A 14,763-nucleotide genomic window follows, 5' to 3' on the forward strand; every position below is an offset into this window, starting at 1 on the left:
ATTCGACCGCGATTGTGGTGCCGACGGAGCAACCGTTCGAGACGGACAAAAGCCAAGCAAGGTTAAGACAGGGCTCTTTTGACCGCAAGTTCAGGATGGAGGAATTAAGATATTGAACCTGTCAAGTGGTCGTTCAATCCGAACCGCCCAAGATTTAACAACCGGCCTCACTGCAACAGGAATTGTATTATTGAGACCTACTTGGACTATGCGCCGGCTACCTTTTCTCTGTGAAAAAGCGTTAGCTTACCCCTCCACTCGATAAAGGGCCCTGGCCCGACTTCAGCGAAATGTCTAATAAAGGAAATGTTTCATGACTAGTGAAGCAATACGCAATGCCAAGACTGATCATCTCCTCACCCCGGAGAATGCGGCATTTATCATTATCGACTACCAGCCGATTCAAGTCTCGTCGATCCGCTCAATGTCACGCGACGAATTGGTTTTCAACATTGTGAGCACTGCCAAAGCCGCTGTGAATTACAACCTACCAATTATCCACTCGACCGTTAACGTCGTGTCGGGACGCAACAAGCCGCCAATTCAGCAATTGCAAGACGTTCTTGGCCACCTGCCGACCTACGACCGCACTTCGATCAACAGTTGGGAAGACACGGAGTTCAAGCAAGCCGTAAAGGCGATCGGCCGCAAGAAGCTTATAATGACGGCGCTTTGGACAGAAGCTTGCCTGGCGTTCCCTGCACTCGACGCTCTACAGGAAGGCTATGAAGTTTATGTGCCGGTCGATGCGGTCGGCGGCACCTCGCTCGCCGCGCACGAGGCGGCACTGCGTCGTGTCGAACAGGCTGGCGCTAAGCTAATCAGCCGCGTCCAGATGTATTGCGAACTCCAACGTGACTGGTCGCGCGAGGCAACGGTACCGGGCTTCATGGACGTCTTCGCTAACTCCGACGGCTTCAACCCAGAGACAGCAGCTGATCATTCTGAATGACGATGAAATGGATTATGCGGCGACAGAATCGCTGTCACCGCACAGTTTCAAGGTAGGCAAGCAACGAGTGAACTACGCAGAGATCTGTTGGCTCCTTTAGAAACCACCGTTCCAGAGGATCGTTTTTATCATGTTCCATCTAATGTCCTCGTCAATGTTATTTCTATAAAAGCGGCAGGGGTCATCTAATTTGAAAAATTACCTCGTTTTGTCAGGCGGTGGCCAAATCCCATCTCTTTAGCGAGGCGAGATCTTGCTTCAGAGTAAGCAGGGGCGACCATGGGATAGTCGGCCGGTAACCCCCATTTTTGTCTGTATTGATCGGGGCTCATTTTGTAGTGCGTCATCAGATGGCGCTTCAACGATTTGAATTTCTGCCCATCTTCAAGGCAGATTAGAAAGTTGTTTTGAATTGACTTTTTGATCGTGACTGGCAGTACCAGCTTGATTGGAGTAACTTGCTTTGGCAGCTCACCGCTGGCGCGACGGAGCGCGAAATGAATATCCTGTATTAGCTTTGAAAGCTCGCCGACGGGAACAACGTGGTTCCCAACATAGGCTGAAACGATGTCGGCGGTGAGCTCTGCGGTCAAAGTAATCGAGATCTCATCAACTTGGGTAGTCATTTTAGTCCTTGTTAATGGTTGTACGAAGCATCCAACTCGCTAGGGCACCACGGCCTATAGCCGACAAATCTTAGAGCGCATCACTTAACCACCATAATGTTATAACATCACATTGCGCGACGCAAGCGATTTAGTGTTTCCACCGGTTGCCGCCAATTATAGATAGCTTGAACGTTAGAGCATCAAGATCACAAAAATGCCGGTTGATGTGGTTGGTTATCTGCTTGCTAAGTGGCACTGGCCAACTGCACCTCGAAACACAAAACAGTTGGCAAGTTATGTCGGCCTCGCGCCCATGCCGCACCAAAGTAGCAATGTCGATAGAGACTAGCGCATCGGTCGAGCACGCAACGCTCGGCGCGACGCTATCGCCTTTGCCGCATGATTTGCAGAGATGCAAAAAGAATACCGAAAACTTCACACCCTTCGAAGGTTTTGATCGAGCCTGCAACATTTCTCAATATCAAAGGACACACCGCAATAGCGAAGGGGCGCATAAAGATGACGTCGTGCATTGAAGGTTTCGACCCCATCGCGACACTTACCGAATTTGAACATTGTGCGTGTTTGGCAGCTTCAAGCTCGGACGGCACGAAGTACGATCCGAGTGACGCTCAGATGCTTAAAGCATCACCAGACCAAAGGAGGACGTCAATGAAAAGCATAATCTCTGCGCTTAGTATGGCCGCATTCATCACAGTTGCCGGGGTCGCTCCCGCCCTCTCACAGGTGGTCATCAACAACGATCCTTATGCCGATCCCAACTCGGATGATGGCGAAACCGAGTACAGGTTCCTTAGGACCTGGAACCACGAGCACGACACGAGAAATCGATGGCAAGAACGCCGGACGAGTTTCGGGCCCCAGGATGTCATTCGATTGCTTGAGGCTCGCGGCTATAGTGTCAGAAACGTCGAAGATGTAGGGATGCGGTATCTTGTACAAGCTTCGCGCGGTGGCGATGATCTGCTCGTGAGCGTGTCGCGCAGCGGCGACATCATGGGTGTAGTGCATGATCGGCGTTGAGGTCGGCGATCAACTCTGGGGTTCATGATTTGATCTGCGGTCATCTGAAAACCATTCAGCGTGAAGCCAGAGGCAACGTTTGTGCCGCAAAGCAGCACAGTTTGGATGCCGCGACTCTTCACATTCTATCAGAAGTCCCACCTCCCTTCGAGAAAGGAAATAACATGCCTAATCATCTTAATGGCGACTTGCTGTTGGCCTCCAACGTCCCAACTTGTGAAGTCATCCGCGCCCGTAGGTTGTGGCAGCACCGTCACGAGATTGACGTTATTAATTTCAGGCCGCGGTCAAATCGCCGCCGGGTTCTGGCGGCCGGGACATTTGCATGCCTGCTCTGCGCGTTTTTCTATGCCCAGCCGATCGCCACTCCTGCTGTTACCTTAAATGACGAAAAGCTAGCGGTGCCAGCAACGACAACCGTTGCCACGGTCGGTTCAACGAAACTACAGGGGGCCGTCGATGTGGCGCCCGCCTCGTCTGGAGAAATCAAGTCCGAACTTCCATCTCTTCCCGTCGTTGCTATCCCAACTCGGCGTCCCGTTCCGGCAGTAAAACGCGCGGCCGAGGCAGGCGGCGCGACCGGTTCAAAAGCAGAGTTAACGGCAGGCGTGGCTCGCTTCGATCAATGCAAGCCGCGGTGCGAGGCCCAGCATCCATTGATCTCGAGCTCCTCGTCTTCAAAGAAGAACCCGGTCGCCGTCACGATAAACACTCAGACCGAGGAAAAACAACCCATGCCATCTGCGGTCTTTGATGGTGCTCGTTTCGTTCTGGTTCAAACCGCTGTCGCGCCTCTTACGGCCCTCAGAGTGGGTCGAGATGCTCTGGGAAAGATGGCCGGTTTGAATTGAATTGGCGTTGATCGGCGCCGCCCAACACAGCGCATGCACTCGAACACGCCGCAAGAGCAAACGGCCTTCTTCAGAACATGCAGTTAGGAGTATCGCATGGCGAAAGCCTTCAAATTAAAGCGGCGCCGCCCGGTTATCGTGTTCTTGCCAGAAAGCAGGTCAGGGGTTGTGGTTTCGACGCTAGTAACGAATGGATTCCACGTTGCGGAAGTATGGTCTGTACCAGAGCTTTTCGACGCTATTCGGTCGGGCCAATGCGCAGCTGTGGTCACTTCGGACACGTCTATAGCCCTCGTCCTCGCGATCGGCTCGATAAGGGTAATGGATGCCAATGTTTATTTCGTCTTGTCCAATCAGAGATCGACGTTCGACCAAGCCGGTTTCTTGAACCGAATAAGTCTATTGGTCGACGCTGACGGACAACGCCACGGTGCCGTCTGCGACGTGACACACAAGAATGTCTCGGGCCATTCGCTCGGACGGCTGCTGAAGGCACTGAAGTTGATTATTTTTGGTCGCGCGCATCCCCCAGCTCTCAAGTGAAAGGGGAGCCTTTCGAACGTCGGCCACGATCTCCATCACATCTATCAGGGCCGTTTGGTATCCGTGGATTAAGGTGGCTCAATGTAGGAGAAGCCTTGCATAATGGCTTTCCCAAATAGGCTTTTCGGCTGCTTCAGAGCGGCACGCGTTCCCATAGCAGGACGCTCGCGCGCGGAATGCTGGCCTGCTCGGTCACGCGACCACACGCTGTGCATTCACCTCGATGCGATGCAAAGCTACTACCACATTTCCCAAACAACATATCCCTAAAAGAGAAGCATATGTCAAATTATCACAATGGCCTATTCTTAACCTTGCTGCTTACAACGCCACTGCTGACTGGTTGCGTCAGCGACGAAGACGGCTATGGACGACCCTCAATTTATTACCGAGATTTCAACGGCACACCGGCGAGCCGCGATCGTGCTCGTGAGGCCTGGCAGCGTCAGGAAGCGCGCCGCGACGAGATTACTCGTCGGCAAGATGCGGACAATCGACAGGCCAGTGACCATCACCGCTTTTGCCGAAGCGCACCATCGTCGCTATTCTGCCGCTATGACTAGAACAGCGGCACTGCCCACTCTTGCCGCATCTTTCGGTGAAAGGGACTATGCTTGTTCTCCCCCAGCTTCCGAGCCGATTAATCGGAAAGTGGCCACGCGCCTGTTGTGGGATGAAGGTATGAGGCGTCTAGTCGCGAGAGTCGCTGTTGGGCAGGGAGGGGAGAAAGGAGAAACACATTTCTGACTCCATATGCAAGGTTGCATTTAAAATACAACGTTGCTTTTAAAGACGAAAGGACTTTGCCAATACAATCCCGCCGCTTTCGGTCGTTTTGACGCTTCGACTGTCGATCGGCGAGGCTTCCCTGTCCCTACAGCTCTCACGTCCCCATAACGAGATGATGCTTGATCCGCCGCCACAAGCCAGTCGCGCACCAATCGTAGAAATAACTGTGTACGGCTGAGTAGGGTGGAAATCCATTGGTAGCATACGGCATTGGCATCAGCTCGACGCGATATAAAAGCAATGCATTTAAAACCTCGCGCAATTCCGTCTTGCGCGGTCGACTGAACCGGCAGGGCGTGGGAATAAACGGAGCAATCAGCGACCAGCCCCTGTCCGTCAGATCACTTCTTTGGTTGACACCCGGAATGCAAAGTTTTTGATCGGATGCGCATATGATCGAGTGCGGTCTTCTGTGAGGCCTGCGAATGCGGCATGTTCAGAAGCCGCTGTCCGTTATGGTGATCTGCGGATCAGGTCCGGATCTTGCATTCGAGCTCCAAAGCTCAAAGCTCAAAGCGATCTACTGGCTTCCTTCACCCCGATCAGTTCGCCCATTCGGATCGTCGCCTTCTCACGCCCCCTTTATCCGGCCTTGGATAGTCTGTGCTGCAAGTCGTGCATCAACGAATGCGTGCGTTGAATGTCGATAATCCTCAGTCTTCGTCAACATCGCCCATATCACTCGCGCCATCTTGTTCGCGAATGCGATCGCCACGAGCATTTTCGGCTTTTGCGCCGCCATGCGTTCTAGCCACGAGCGTTGCGGAATGAACTTCCGGCCCATCCATTTCAGACGCGACATCGCACCAATAATCATCAGTCGACAGGCGGCCGAGCCGCTCCTTTCTGCCTGTCGAAAATTGCCGTGGCCGAGCTCGAGCCAGACTGCGAGGTCGCGACCGCGCTAGAAACAGTTCATAGGAGGCGCAAATGCTTCAACGGCCAGGGCTGTTCATTGGTCCAATTCCTGGCATCGTCTGCATCCGCCGCGCCGTGTCATTGTCAGTCGACTGAGCTTTGATTTTCGCTGTACGGGCATCGATGCGGACCGTCGTTTCGGCAATCTGTTTAAGCAACTCCAGACATTCCTCCCGCGTCGAATAAGCTAGGTCGCTGTTAAGGTCGCATAGGAGCTCTTCGATCTGCCTGGCCATCGCCCATTTCAAAATATCCTGTTTCAATGGGATGAAGACGGCACATACGATAAGCGCAACATATCTCAACATGAAAAAACACTCCGCAATATCGCGTTGCGGCATAGTAGCGATTGAGGCCGCCGATCACATCTCAAGCGGTTCCACTTGAAGAAAAACGAGGTATTTTATGCATTTCAAATTTGTAATGATAGCTACCCTAGTAGCTGGGTCGGCCATCGCGGCGCCGGTTTGCGCGGCTGATATGGTGGAGCAGGCCGCCCCTCAGCCCGAAGCAACGGTAAGTTCTGACTACGACTGGTCCGGATTTTACATCGGTGGGCAGGGCGGCTACAACTGGAATGACGCCAAATTGTTCGGTGAGGCGCAAAAACTAGACAGCGGTTCGGCAGGCGTACATGCCGGATACAACTTTCAATCCGGCAACATCGTCTACGGTATCGAAAACGATTTCAACTACAATTTTGAAAAGAACAAGGGAACAGATTTGGAGTGGGACGCATCCGGACGGGGCCGCGTTGGCTTTGCTTTCGATCGTACCTTGGTCTTCGCCACCGCGGGCATCGCCGCAGCCAGTGGCAAGGTTGAGGTGCCAGCGGCTGGAAAGAAGGACGATATTCTTATCGGGTGGACGGCAGGCGGTGGCCTCGAACACGCTTTAACAGATAACATTCTCGTTCGTGGCGAGTACCGATACTCTGATTTTGGCAAGAAAGATTTTGGGTCCAGCATCGGTGACTTCAGCGCTACGCAAAATAAAGTCCTCATCGGCGCGAGCTACAAGTTCTAATCCGATCGGGACTGAGCATTCATGAGCTCGTACACCAGCAAGGCGATGAGAAGCGGCCAAACCTACGACTCCTGTTCATATTGCCAGGCGGCTGAACTCAAGCCGCCATCGGGTTATTGTCAATCTCGCGGAGAAAAAGCCGCCAAGCGACTTAACTGCGGGTGTCGGCATGAACATTGGGATACCCCTATTTCTCCTTCCACCGGCGACGCGAGAGAGATAGGGGGTATCCGTACGCGGAAGGCCGCGGAATCACCTCGCGCGTAGGTGCACGGCCTGGAGTATAGTGAGGCTGCTAGGTCAGGCGATGCGGTCCTGCGCCTTTTCGGCCTCACGGAGCCTTTTCCATTCCCACGGCAACATCTCGTGCAGACGAGAGGCAGGGTGGTCGGCGATGCGTTCCAGTACGTCGGCGAGCCAGACCTTTAAATCGATGTCGTTGAGGCGGCATGTTGTGATGAAGGTGAGCATGACGGCGGCACGATCGGCCCCACGCTGGGAGCCGGCGAAGGTCCACTTGCGGCGACCAAGTGCAATGCCTCTCAGCGCGCGCTCGGCTGCATTGTTTGTGAGACAAATCCTGCCATCGCCAAGGAAACGAGCAAAACCATCCCAGCGCTCCAGCATATAGTCGGGGTCCAATCACCTCGGAGGATTTACTGAGCGTCACACGCTCCCGTTTCAGGCACTCGTGCATGTCATCGAAGAGCGGCTTGCTCCTCTCTTGCCGGACAGCCATTCGTTCTTCAGCGCTCAGTCCGTTGATCTGGCGCTCGATCTCGAACAGCGCGTCGTACCGTTGGACTACCTCCAGGGCGATCGGCGAGATGGGCTTGCCCTTTCTATTTCGGTCACGGGCACTCTTCTGGATATCGGCCAGCTCAAAGAATTTGCGTCGTGCATGCGCATGGCAAAAGGCAAAGGTGATGGGCACCGCCTTCGTTTCGGCAATACTGAGTGGCTCGAAGCCATTGTAGCAATCACTCTGCAGAATGCCGCTATAGCTGGCCAGATGCTGTTGCGGATGTTCGCCGCGCCGGTCACTCGAAGCGTAGTCTATTGCAGCTGGCGCTGCCTTGCCCCCGAAGGGCCGATCATCACATACGTAGGTCCATATGCGCCCGGTCGTGCATTTGTCTTTGGCCTGGATGGGAATGGTCGTGTCGTTGCCGTGAAGGCGCTTAGCCGCAAAGACATGAGCCTCGATCAGATGAAAGACCGGCATAAGGGCCACCGCCCCAAATCCAACCTGATCGGCTAGCGTCGAGGTCGAAAGCTCGATGCCCTCGGATTTGAACCGATTGCTCTGGCGGTTGAGAGGGCTATGCATGCCGAACTTGTCGAAGAGGATTGTCGCCAGCAGATGAGGGCCGATAAAGCCGCGCGGCGTGACATGGAACGGCGCTGGCGGCTGGCTGATCGCCTCGCAGTCACGGCAGGTAAACTTCTCCCGCACCGTCTCAACCACGATAAACCGACGCGGGATCTCCTCCAGCGTCTCGTTGACGTCCTCGCCCAGCTTCGACAAACGCTTCCCGCCGCAACATGCGCAGGTGGTCGGGGGATCGATGACCCGGCGCTCGCGCTCGACATTCTCCGGCCAATGCTTTCGCACCGGCCGTTTGCGCGTGAACGATCGCACGCTCGAAGCCTTGGCGGCAGCCACTTGCGCTGCAACCTCATCCTCTGTCGCCGCCATCACCAGCTCTTCGAGCTGCAATTCCATCTGGTCGATCAGGCGCGCCGTGCGCTGAGATCGCTGGCCGCGCAGTTCGCGCCTCAGCTTCTCGATCGCCAGTTCCGGGCGGACGATCAGTGCCTCACTATCCGACAGCATGGCTTGCTCATTGGCGGCGTGTGCCACCGCAATGTTGCACTCAGCGACAACGGTATCGCGTTCAGCCTGCAGCATCTCACGCTCGGAAAGCAGCGCCAGATAGGCGCTAGCAAGGTCCGAAGGAAGATCGATGGGCTTCGAATTCATGAAGCTATTCGGGTAGATTCCATAAACATTGTCAATGGGATAACACTATCCAACTCGCGTTGGACAATACGTTTCCTGCGGATTTCGCCAGTCGATCCCGGACAACAAATAGGACAATTGCGCCGGTGAGATTGCGACTGCACCGCCCTCCGTATTCGGCCAGATGAACCGACCTTTTTCCAGTCGACGGGTAAAAAGGCATGCCCCCAGGCCATCATGGCAGATGATCTTCAAGATATCAGATCGGCGGCCGCGAGAGCCGAACAGATGTCCTGACAAAGGGTCTTGCTTGTACTTGAAGTGCCAAAGAGGGAAAGCCGCAGCACGTGTCCGTATATCCCGTCGAAAGCCAGACAAGGTTCGACATTAGCAGGGCCATCGTTCCGAACCAGAGCTTTCCAAAAAGCTCTGGTTGCAACATTTTAGAACATAACGAGACCTCGCGTAACATCGGAGTCTGCTATCAAGAGAATGGAAAAACGCGGCGAGGAATTCGCCACGAATTCCTGAGAAAATAGGGCATCACAAATGACGACGATACAATTCGCGTTAGCAGCAACTATATTTATTTCGTGGCTGTGGATCACGCTGTACGCAGTTAAGACGAACATCTTAGGCATTGACAAAGCATGGTAGCTATCCCTGCCATGAAAAAAGATTCTTGCTCGATTAGTTTCGTGCTATACGATTGCCGACTATGTTGCGGGGCGATATGACCTCAAATCGACGTCTATGCCCGTGCTGGCGAGGGGCTAAGCTAACATCACTATTGATCGCGCCGCTGCCAAGTTAGCGGAGATAATGCGACAGAGCGCCGAATTTTCAATTAAAAATAATCGGGTCGAAGGGGTCGACGAACGGCTTTTACGGATTATCACCGATCAAAACCCATTCGCCCATTCTCTCCGTCCGATTGACATGATCCGCCAAGGTTGGATTTCGAGCTTTCGCCAAGTATCACAGCAGTGATCGACGATGTCGTCGTAAGATTTAAAGACACGGTTCAAGAACCATTTTCGCGCATGAAGTCCCAGAGGTTTTCGACCGGGTTTAGCTCCTGCGATTTCGGCGGGAGTGATAGGATGGTGATGTTTTCAGACACGACGAGATTGTTGGACATGTGCCAGCCTGCCTGATGCATGATGAGAATGGTGTGGGCATCCTCATCGACATGGCGGGCGATTTCGCGCAGACAGGGGCCGGAGCACGAGCGGCCCAAATCGTCGCTGAGGTCGAACATACGATGAACGTCATGCGGCCCGAAGGATCCGGGGTCTGAGTAGATGTCGTAATGGGCATCGGGGCAAACATTAGCAGGTCCGATCTCTTAATATGTTGGCTTGAGGGCCTGAGTGGTTCAGGCCGCTCGTATTGCCGTGGCGACCACCGGGTCTCCAAAGACAATCCCCATTCGCCTACGCTGCGGTTGGAGGTGATGAGGATCGAGCCCTTTTCATAGCGCCGCGACACGAGCTGGAAGAATAGATGTGCGGCATTGGCCTCGAACGGCAGGTATCCCAGTTCATCAAGTAATGTGTAGCACAACATTACTTGATTAACGTTCACTGCGCAGAGATGTGGAGTTGATACCGCATGAGCCCGCAACTGCGCACCATTCCAACGATACCACTCCACATAACTGAATCATCGTCCGCCTAGATTGACCGCTCCCCAAACCCAACAGGAGAGCGCCATGCTAAAGGTTTTATTCCCGAAGTCTTGCCATTACCAATATTCGCGCTTCGGCGCGGAGCTTGAATTGTTTGCCCGGTGGTTGCTCGCAGTAGGGTATCTCCCTGGTGCTGCGGCACGCCGTCATGTCCGCCGATTGAAGCGCATCCTCGAGGCCACAGCGGCCCTTGAGTGTGGCCAGTTTATACGCGAAGCCGAATTGGAAGAAGCGTTAGCCCTCGTTCCTGGCGCTCTGCGCGACGCTTCCACTGAGCGGGCATATCGCCGCTTCCTAGAGGCAGAAAGACGGCTTGAAGAAACAAAGCCGAAAGGGCCTCTGGAGCACTTGCTGCTACGATATCGAGAATATCTTCGAGACGTAAGGGGGTTAGCACCAGCGACGAGTGGCCAGCATCTGGCAACGATCGAGGTTTTTCTGTCCTTGTCGGCTGGACCAGCACAGGACCTTTCCGCACTGACATCAGAGCACGTCGAAAACTTCATCCATACCTTGAGCCGCAGAGTGCTGCGCCAAACGCTCCAGCATAAAGTCGCCCATCTGCGCGCTTTTTTGCGCTTTTGCGGCGATCGTGGTGAGACTGCGCGAGGGCTTGAGCGCATCGATACGCCCAGAACCTATCGTGGAGAATTGCCGCCTCGTGCCCTTGGTTGGGAGGTGATCGAAAAATTGCTGGCCTCGGTCGCCGGGACTGATTATCTCGGCCGACGTGACCATGCGATCCTCCACCTCATGGCCTATTACGGTCTGCGGCCTTCTGAGATTGCAGCGCTGACGCTAGACGCGGTCAATTGGAAGGGACGTACTCTGCGCGTAGAACAGCGCAAGACTCGTTCCACTCTGGTTCTTCCTTTGGCTGACCAGACCCTTGAAATCCTCGACAGATATCTTGCCGAAGGGCGTCCCTGCGGTACGGTGACGGACGTCCTGTTCCCGAAAGCGCGTAGTCCTGTGGGAGCCCTGACGAGCTGGGGGATATGCGACATCTTCACTAAACGGGCACGGCAAAGCGGCCTACCGCTCGATGGTGTCTCATCATATGCATTGCGACATTCGTTTGCCATGCGATTGCTAGGCCGAGGCGTCGGGGTAAAAACGATCGGTGACCTGCTCGGGCACCACAGCCTTGAGAGCACTTGTGTTTATCTTCGCATCGAGACGGACATGCTGCGTACGGTGGCTCTGCCAGTACCTGGCACTGCTGCTCATTGAGGAGAATGGCAATGTTCACAACCATCTCTCCGACACCCCTCGATCAGCCGATTGTGGCATGGCTTGCCCATCAGCGTGCTCTTGGCCGCCGCTATTACCCGGAGGAAAGGGTTCTAGTGACCTTGCGTGAATTTATCAGCCGCACCCCGGGACAGGATCTTGACCGTGCAAGCTTTGATCGATGGTGTGCCGCATTCCCTCATCTGGCAAGCAATACCTTGCGTTATCGCCAACGCGTTGTCCGCATGTTCTGCCTTTATCGGCGGCGCAAGGAGCCGGGCTGCTTTGTCCCCGATCCCTTGTACTTCGCGCGGCCCCGGCCGTACCGGCGTCCCGTTATTGTGGAGCCCGGGCAAATAGCCAGAATGCTGACCGCCGCTAACAATATGCCCGTCGCTTCTGGATCGCCGCTGCGGCCTGCGGTTTATAGGATGGCCGTCATTCTGCTGTACACGACCGGGATGCGTCGCGGCGAACTGTTGCGCCTTACGCTGGCAGACTGTGAGCCTGAAAGTGGAGTGTTACGGGTTCGGGAGTCCAAGTTCCACAAATCAAGAATATTGCCGCTGTCGCCCGACGCACATACCGAATTGTGTAGCTACCTTCGAAAACGTCTCGCCCCGCCGTTCAGCCGGGATCCCGACACGCCACTTCTTATCAACACGGAAGGCGGTCTTCGTTCCTATACTGGCACTGGGATCAGTGGCGGAAACCATGCCCTGTTCAAGGCCGCAAATGTTGAGGATAGCGAGGGCCGACGGCCCCGCATTCACGATCTGCGTCACAGCTTTGCAGTCGGGGCGCTCATCCGTTGGTATCTGGACGGCGCCGATGTGCAATCGAATTTGCCGAAGCTGGCTCTCTACATGGGTCACGTTAGCATCGCGTCGACGGCATGTTATCTGCACTTCCTTCCGAAGCTGAGAGCGATCGCCAGTGACCGCTTTGAAGAGGCTTTCGGCGGTCTTGTCAGTGAGGTTGTGGCATGAGGAAACATCAATCCACGGCATTGGGACGAAGCATGGCACGCTTCTTTCAAGAATATCTTCCCGCTCTCCGCGGCATGAGCCATCATACGATCCGGAGCTATCGCGACACGATGGTCCTGTTCCTGCGATTTGCAGCGGCAGAGACCAAGGGATCCGTCGAAAGCATCGACGTCTCCGACATCAATGCCGACAGGATCGGTAGCTTTCTCACGTCGCTTGAGGTCGAGCGTGGCAACAGCATTGCGACCCGCAATGCAAGGCTGGCGGCGATGCATACCTTTGCGCGGTTCCTGATCTCAGAGCATCCCGAACATATGGATAACCTGTAAATGGTGTTGACACTTCCCTTCAAAAGGGGCGCGCGGGTGGCACCTGTCGAATATCTCGAAGAGCCAGAAATCAAGAGCGTCCTGGCGTGTATCGACCGCCGCACGCCTTCAGGACGGCGGGATTACGCACTGTTCTCGCTGATGTTCAATACGGGTGCACGAGTTCAGGAAATTCTGAACCTTCGCATTTGTGACCTTCGTCTGGTATCGCCCTGCCAGGTGCGCCTGCATGGCAAAGGCAACAAGGTTCGCCTCTGCCCGATCTGGCGAAACACGGCCCAGCTTCTTCAGGAATTGATCAACACGCAGCATCCGCCCTCGGATAATCCCGCCGAGCAACGAGTCTTTCTCAACGACCGCGGCACACCGCTGACCCGGTTCGGTGTTCGATACTTGCTGCGCAAATATGTTGATATGGCCGCGCGGGAAGAGTCCACTCTGGCCGAAAAAAGCATCCATCCCCACTCGCTGCGGCACACAACGGCCATCCACCTTCTCAAGGCGGGCGTTGACATTGCCACCATCAGCCAGTGGCTCGGCCACTCGGGCCTGAACGTAACGATGCGCTACGCGCGAGCCGATATCGATATGAAGCGGCAAGCGCTCGAACAGGTCTTTCCGGACGTGATGTCATCTACAAAAGATCAGACGATCATTGCTTATGATGGCGGGATGTTAGGCTGGCTGCGCCGCTTATAGCAGCTCAGTTATGTGGAGTGGTATCGTCGGAAAGGTGCGCAGTTACGGGCTCATGCGGTATCAACTCCACATCTCTGCGCAGTGCACATTAATCAAGGATGAGCAGCTCCGGCCGGGACAGGAGCGTCAACTGCTTGTCGAGTACGCCGTCGTCATGGGCCTTGGCCAGTGTCGCCACCAAAGTGGCGGCCGCGATAAACTGGACATTGTAGTTCTGGCGGATCGCTTCGCGGCCAAGGCTCAAGGCCAAATGGGTTTTCCCAGTGCCGGGCGCCCCCAGGAATAGGACCGTGTCACCGTGAGTGATCCGGCGGCAAGTCGCAAGCTCTCTTATCTGCCTTTGGTCCAGTGATGGCTGCGCGCCGAAGTCAAAACCGTCCAACTCACAGACAAAAGGGAACTGAGCGATTTTGCACGACGTCGAGATCCGCCGTTCATCACGACGAGCAATTTCTCGCGACACCAGGAAAGCCAGAGCCTCGCGCAATGTCCATCTTCGAACGCGCGCTTTCATCGAGGAGTGTATCCAGTTGATCGCGGATCGCAGTCAGCTTCAACCGATCCAGTGTTGCGATCAATAGGTCATGATCTACTGTCGACATCACCAGCCTCCTCCAATAATAGCTTCATACTGGGCAAGCGGTCGCAACAGCATAGCAGGTTCGGTCTCAATACATTCGGCGTTTACCCGCCCGTCAAGCCCGCAACGCTAACAAAATGCGCCGATCCACGATACGTTGTCGTCGACCAAGACATAGCGCATGGTCCGCAACAACCTGACCACCGTGGCGAACAATGTCGCGGCCGCCCATAACGACAACCTGCACGCTCACCGATCAGACGCCAGGGTATAGAATAACTGTTCGTATCGAGGTCGACGGCACAATCAGCCTGAACCTTACGGATGAGATCCCGCAGTTGCCCGAAGGGCGCACGTCCAGAGAGAGGTCGTAGCGCGCCGGCCTAAACGCAGGGGAATGCGGCGAGCAAAGGTCGCATTGGCGCGTAAGCTGGCGACAGTGCTCCATCGCATCTGGGTCGATGGAACAGAATTAGTCTGGGGCCAACAACTGGCGAGCATGGTTGCATAACCGGAAACCGAAAAGTTTGGGCGAGAAAGAAACCTCGC

16 protein-coding genes and 5 pseudogenes are annotated in these 14,763 nt (G+C 54.9%); 12 read left to right on the forward strand and 9 right to left on the reverse strand.

Translation table 11 applies throughout. The features are described from left to right. Nucleotides 1-313 precede the first annotated feature (313 nt). A complete protein-coding gene (locus J5274_RS24265) occupies nucleotides 314-952 on the forward strand; it encodes a hydrolase (RefSeq protein WP_142832398.1) in 639 nt (212 codons plus the stop codon). A 185-nt stretch (nucleotides 953-1,137) separates the two neighbouring features. Here the strand turns inward: J5274_RS24265 and J5274_RS24270 are convergent, their stop codons facing one another. After that, nucleotides 1,138-1,578: a MucR family transcriptional regulator gene (locus J5274_RS24270; protein ID WP_219275825.1), complete on the reverse strand. Its 441-nt coding sequence runs from the start codon at nucleotides 1,576-1,578 to the stop codon at nucleotides 1,138-1,140. Nucleotides 1,579-1,774: 196 nt separating this feature from the next. Between J5274_RS24270 and J5274_RS29450 the strand changes: the two genes are divergently transcribed. From J5274_RS29450 to J5274_RS24295, 5 genes are all read left to right on the forward strand, one after another. Then, entirely contained in the window at nucleotides 1,775-1,909 is a 135-nt protein-coding gene (locus J5274_RS29450) for a transposase (RefSeq protein WP_374113771.1), read from the forward strand. Nucleotides 1,910-2,232: 323 nt separating this feature from the next. Then, complete coding sequence (locus J5274_RS24280; RefSeq protein WP_219275826.1) at nucleotides 2,233-2,604, forward strand: hypothetical protein; 372 nt, start codon at nucleotides 2,233-2,235, stop codon at nucleotides 2,602-2,604. Nucleotides 2,605-2,768: 164 nt separating this feature from the next. Further along, a complete protein-coding gene (locus J5274_RS24285; RefSeq protein WP_219275827.1) occupies nucleotides 2,769-3,455 on the forward strand; it encodes a hypothetical protein in 687 nt (228 codons plus the stop codon). A 96-nt stretch (nucleotides 3,456-3,551) separates the two neighbouring features. After that, a complete protein-coding gene (locus J5274_RS24290; RefSeq protein ID WP_219275828.1) occupies nucleotides 3,552-3,998 on the forward strand; it encodes a hypothetical protein in 447 nt (148 codons plus the stop codon). A 281-nt stretch (nucleotides 3,999-4,279) separates the two neighbouring features. Continuing rightward, on the forward strand, nucleotides 4,280-4,561 hold the full coding sequence (locus tag J5274_RS24295) for a hypothetical protein (protein WP_219275829.1): 282 nt from the start codon (nucleotides 4,280-4,282) through the stop codon (nucleotides 4,559-4,561). 320 nt (nucleotides 4,562-4,881) lie between these two features. Here J5274_RS24295 and J5274_RS24300 read toward each other — a convergent pair whose 3' ends face one another. Beyond that, the gene (locus J5274_RS24300) at nucleotides 4,882-5,214 is read right to left on the reverse strand and encodes a transposase (protein WP_219276020.1); all 333 of its coding nucleotides are present in this window, start codon (nucleotides 5,212-5,214) and stop codon (nucleotides 4,882-4,884) included. A 508-nt stretch (nucleotides 5,215-5,722) separates the two neighbouring features. Continuing rightward, nucleotides 5,723-6,013, reverse strand: a complete 291-nt coding sequence (locus J5274_RS29455; RefSeq protein ID WP_219275830.1) for a hypothetical protein — start codon at nucleotides 6,011-6,013, stop codon at nucleotides 5,723-5,725. A gap of 97 nt (nucleotides 6,014-6,110) precedes the next feature. Between J5274_RS29455 and J5274_RS24310 the strand changes: the two genes are divergently transcribed. Then, on the forward strand, nucleotides 6,111-6,731 hold the full coding sequence (locus J5274_RS24310) for an outer membrane protein (RefSeq protein WP_219275831.1): 621 nt from the start codon (nucleotides 6,111-6,113) through the stop codon (nucleotides 6,729-6,731). A 300-nt stretch (nucleotides 6,732-7,031) separates the two neighbouring features. On the opposite strand, the gene J5274_RS24315 is transcribed toward J5274_RS24310, so the two are convergent. The 4 genes and pseudogenes from J5274_RS24315 to J5274_RS24330 all read right to left on the reverse strand — a co-directional run. Then, nucleotides 7,032-8,715, reverse strand: a protein-coding gene (locus tag J5274_RS24315; RefSeq protein ID WP_219275832.1) for an IS66 family transposase whose coding sequence is annotated in 2 segments (ribosomal slippage) — nucleotides 7,032-7,365 and nucleotides 7,364-8,715 — 1,686 coding nt in all. Because the reading frame shifts where the segments join, the coding sequence is not laid out codon by codon here. Between the two features lie 45 nt (nucleotides 8,716-8,760). Beyond that, a complete protein-coding gene (tnpB, locus tag J5274_RS24320; RefSeq protein WP_307877650.1) occupies nucleotides 8,761-9,072 on the reverse strand; it encodes an IS66 family insertion sequence element accessory protein TnpB in 312 nt (103 codons plus the stop codon). A 524-nt stretch (nucleotides 9,073-9,596) separates the two neighbouring features. Beyond that, nucleotides 9,597-9,907 (reverse strand): annotated as a pseudogene (locus tag J5274_RS29085) (transposase); the annotation flags it as partial. Between the two features lie 177 nt (nucleotides 9,908-10,084). Next, nucleotides 10,085-10,248 (reverse strand): annotated as a pseudogene (locus tag J5274_RS24330) (ATP-binding protein); the annotation flags it as partial. A 160-nt stretch (nucleotides 10,249-10,408) separates the two neighbouring features. Between J5274_RS24330 and J5274_RS24335 the strand changes: the two are divergent. From J5274_RS24335 to J5274_RS24350, 4 genes are read left to right on the forward strand one after another with little or no spacing between them, the layout of a single operon-like run. Then, nucleotides 10,409-11,617, forward strand: a complete 1,209-nt coding sequence (locus J5274_RS24335) for a tyrosine-type recombinase/integrase (RefSeq protein ID WP_219275834.1) — start codon at nucleotides 10,409-10,411, stop codon at nucleotides 11,615-11,617. Between the two features lie 11 nt (nucleotides 11,618-11,628). Further along, nucleotides 11,629-12,606, forward strand: coding sequence for a tyrosine-type recombinase/integrase (locus J5274_RS24340; RefSeq protein ID WP_219275835.1), 978 nt, complete (start codon nucleotides 11,629-11,631; stop codon nucleotides 12,604-12,606). A 32-nt stretch (nucleotides 12,607-12,638) separates the two neighbouring features. Then, a complete protein-coding gene (locus J5274_RS24345; RefSeq protein ID WP_219275836.1) occupies nucleotides 12,639-12,935 on the forward strand; it encodes a site-specific integrase in 297 nt (98 codons plus the stop codon). Continuing rightward, nucleotides 12,936-13,634 carry a tyrosine-type recombinase/integrase gene (locus J5274_RS24350; RefSeq protein ID WP_219275837.1) on the forward strand — a complete coding sequence of 233 codons (699 nt, stop codon included), beginning with the start codon at nucleotides 12,936-12,938 and terminating at the stop codon, nucleotides 13,632-13,634. Nucleotides 13,635-13,725: 91 nt separating this feature from the next. On the opposite strand, the pseudogene J5274_RS24355 reads toward J5274_RS24350, so the two are convergent. Further along, a pseudogene (locus J5274_RS24355) lies at nucleotides 13,726-14,236 on the reverse strand (ATP-binding protein); the annotation flags it as partial. Next, nucleotides 14,236-14,597: pseudogene (locus J5274_RS24360) on the reverse strand (IS21 family transposase); the annotation flags it as partial. The pseudogenes J5274_RS24360 and J5274_RS24355, both read right to left, overlap by 1 nt. A gap of 2 nt (nucleotides 14,598-14,599) precedes the next feature. On the opposite strand from J5274_RS24360, the pseudogene J5274_RS24365 reads away from it, so the two are divergent. After that, a pseudogene (locus tag J5274_RS24365) lies at nucleotides 14,600-14,725 on the forward strand (IS110 family transposase); the annotation flags it as partial. Nucleotides 14,726-14,763: the final 38 nt, after the last annotated feature.

Origin of the sequence: Rhizobium sp. L51/94 (genome assembly GCF_019355555.1) — a bacterium.
GTDB classification, from domain to species: Bacteria; Pseudomonadota; Alphaproteobacteria; order Rhizobiales; family Rhizobiaceae; genus Rhizobium; species Rhizobium rhododendri.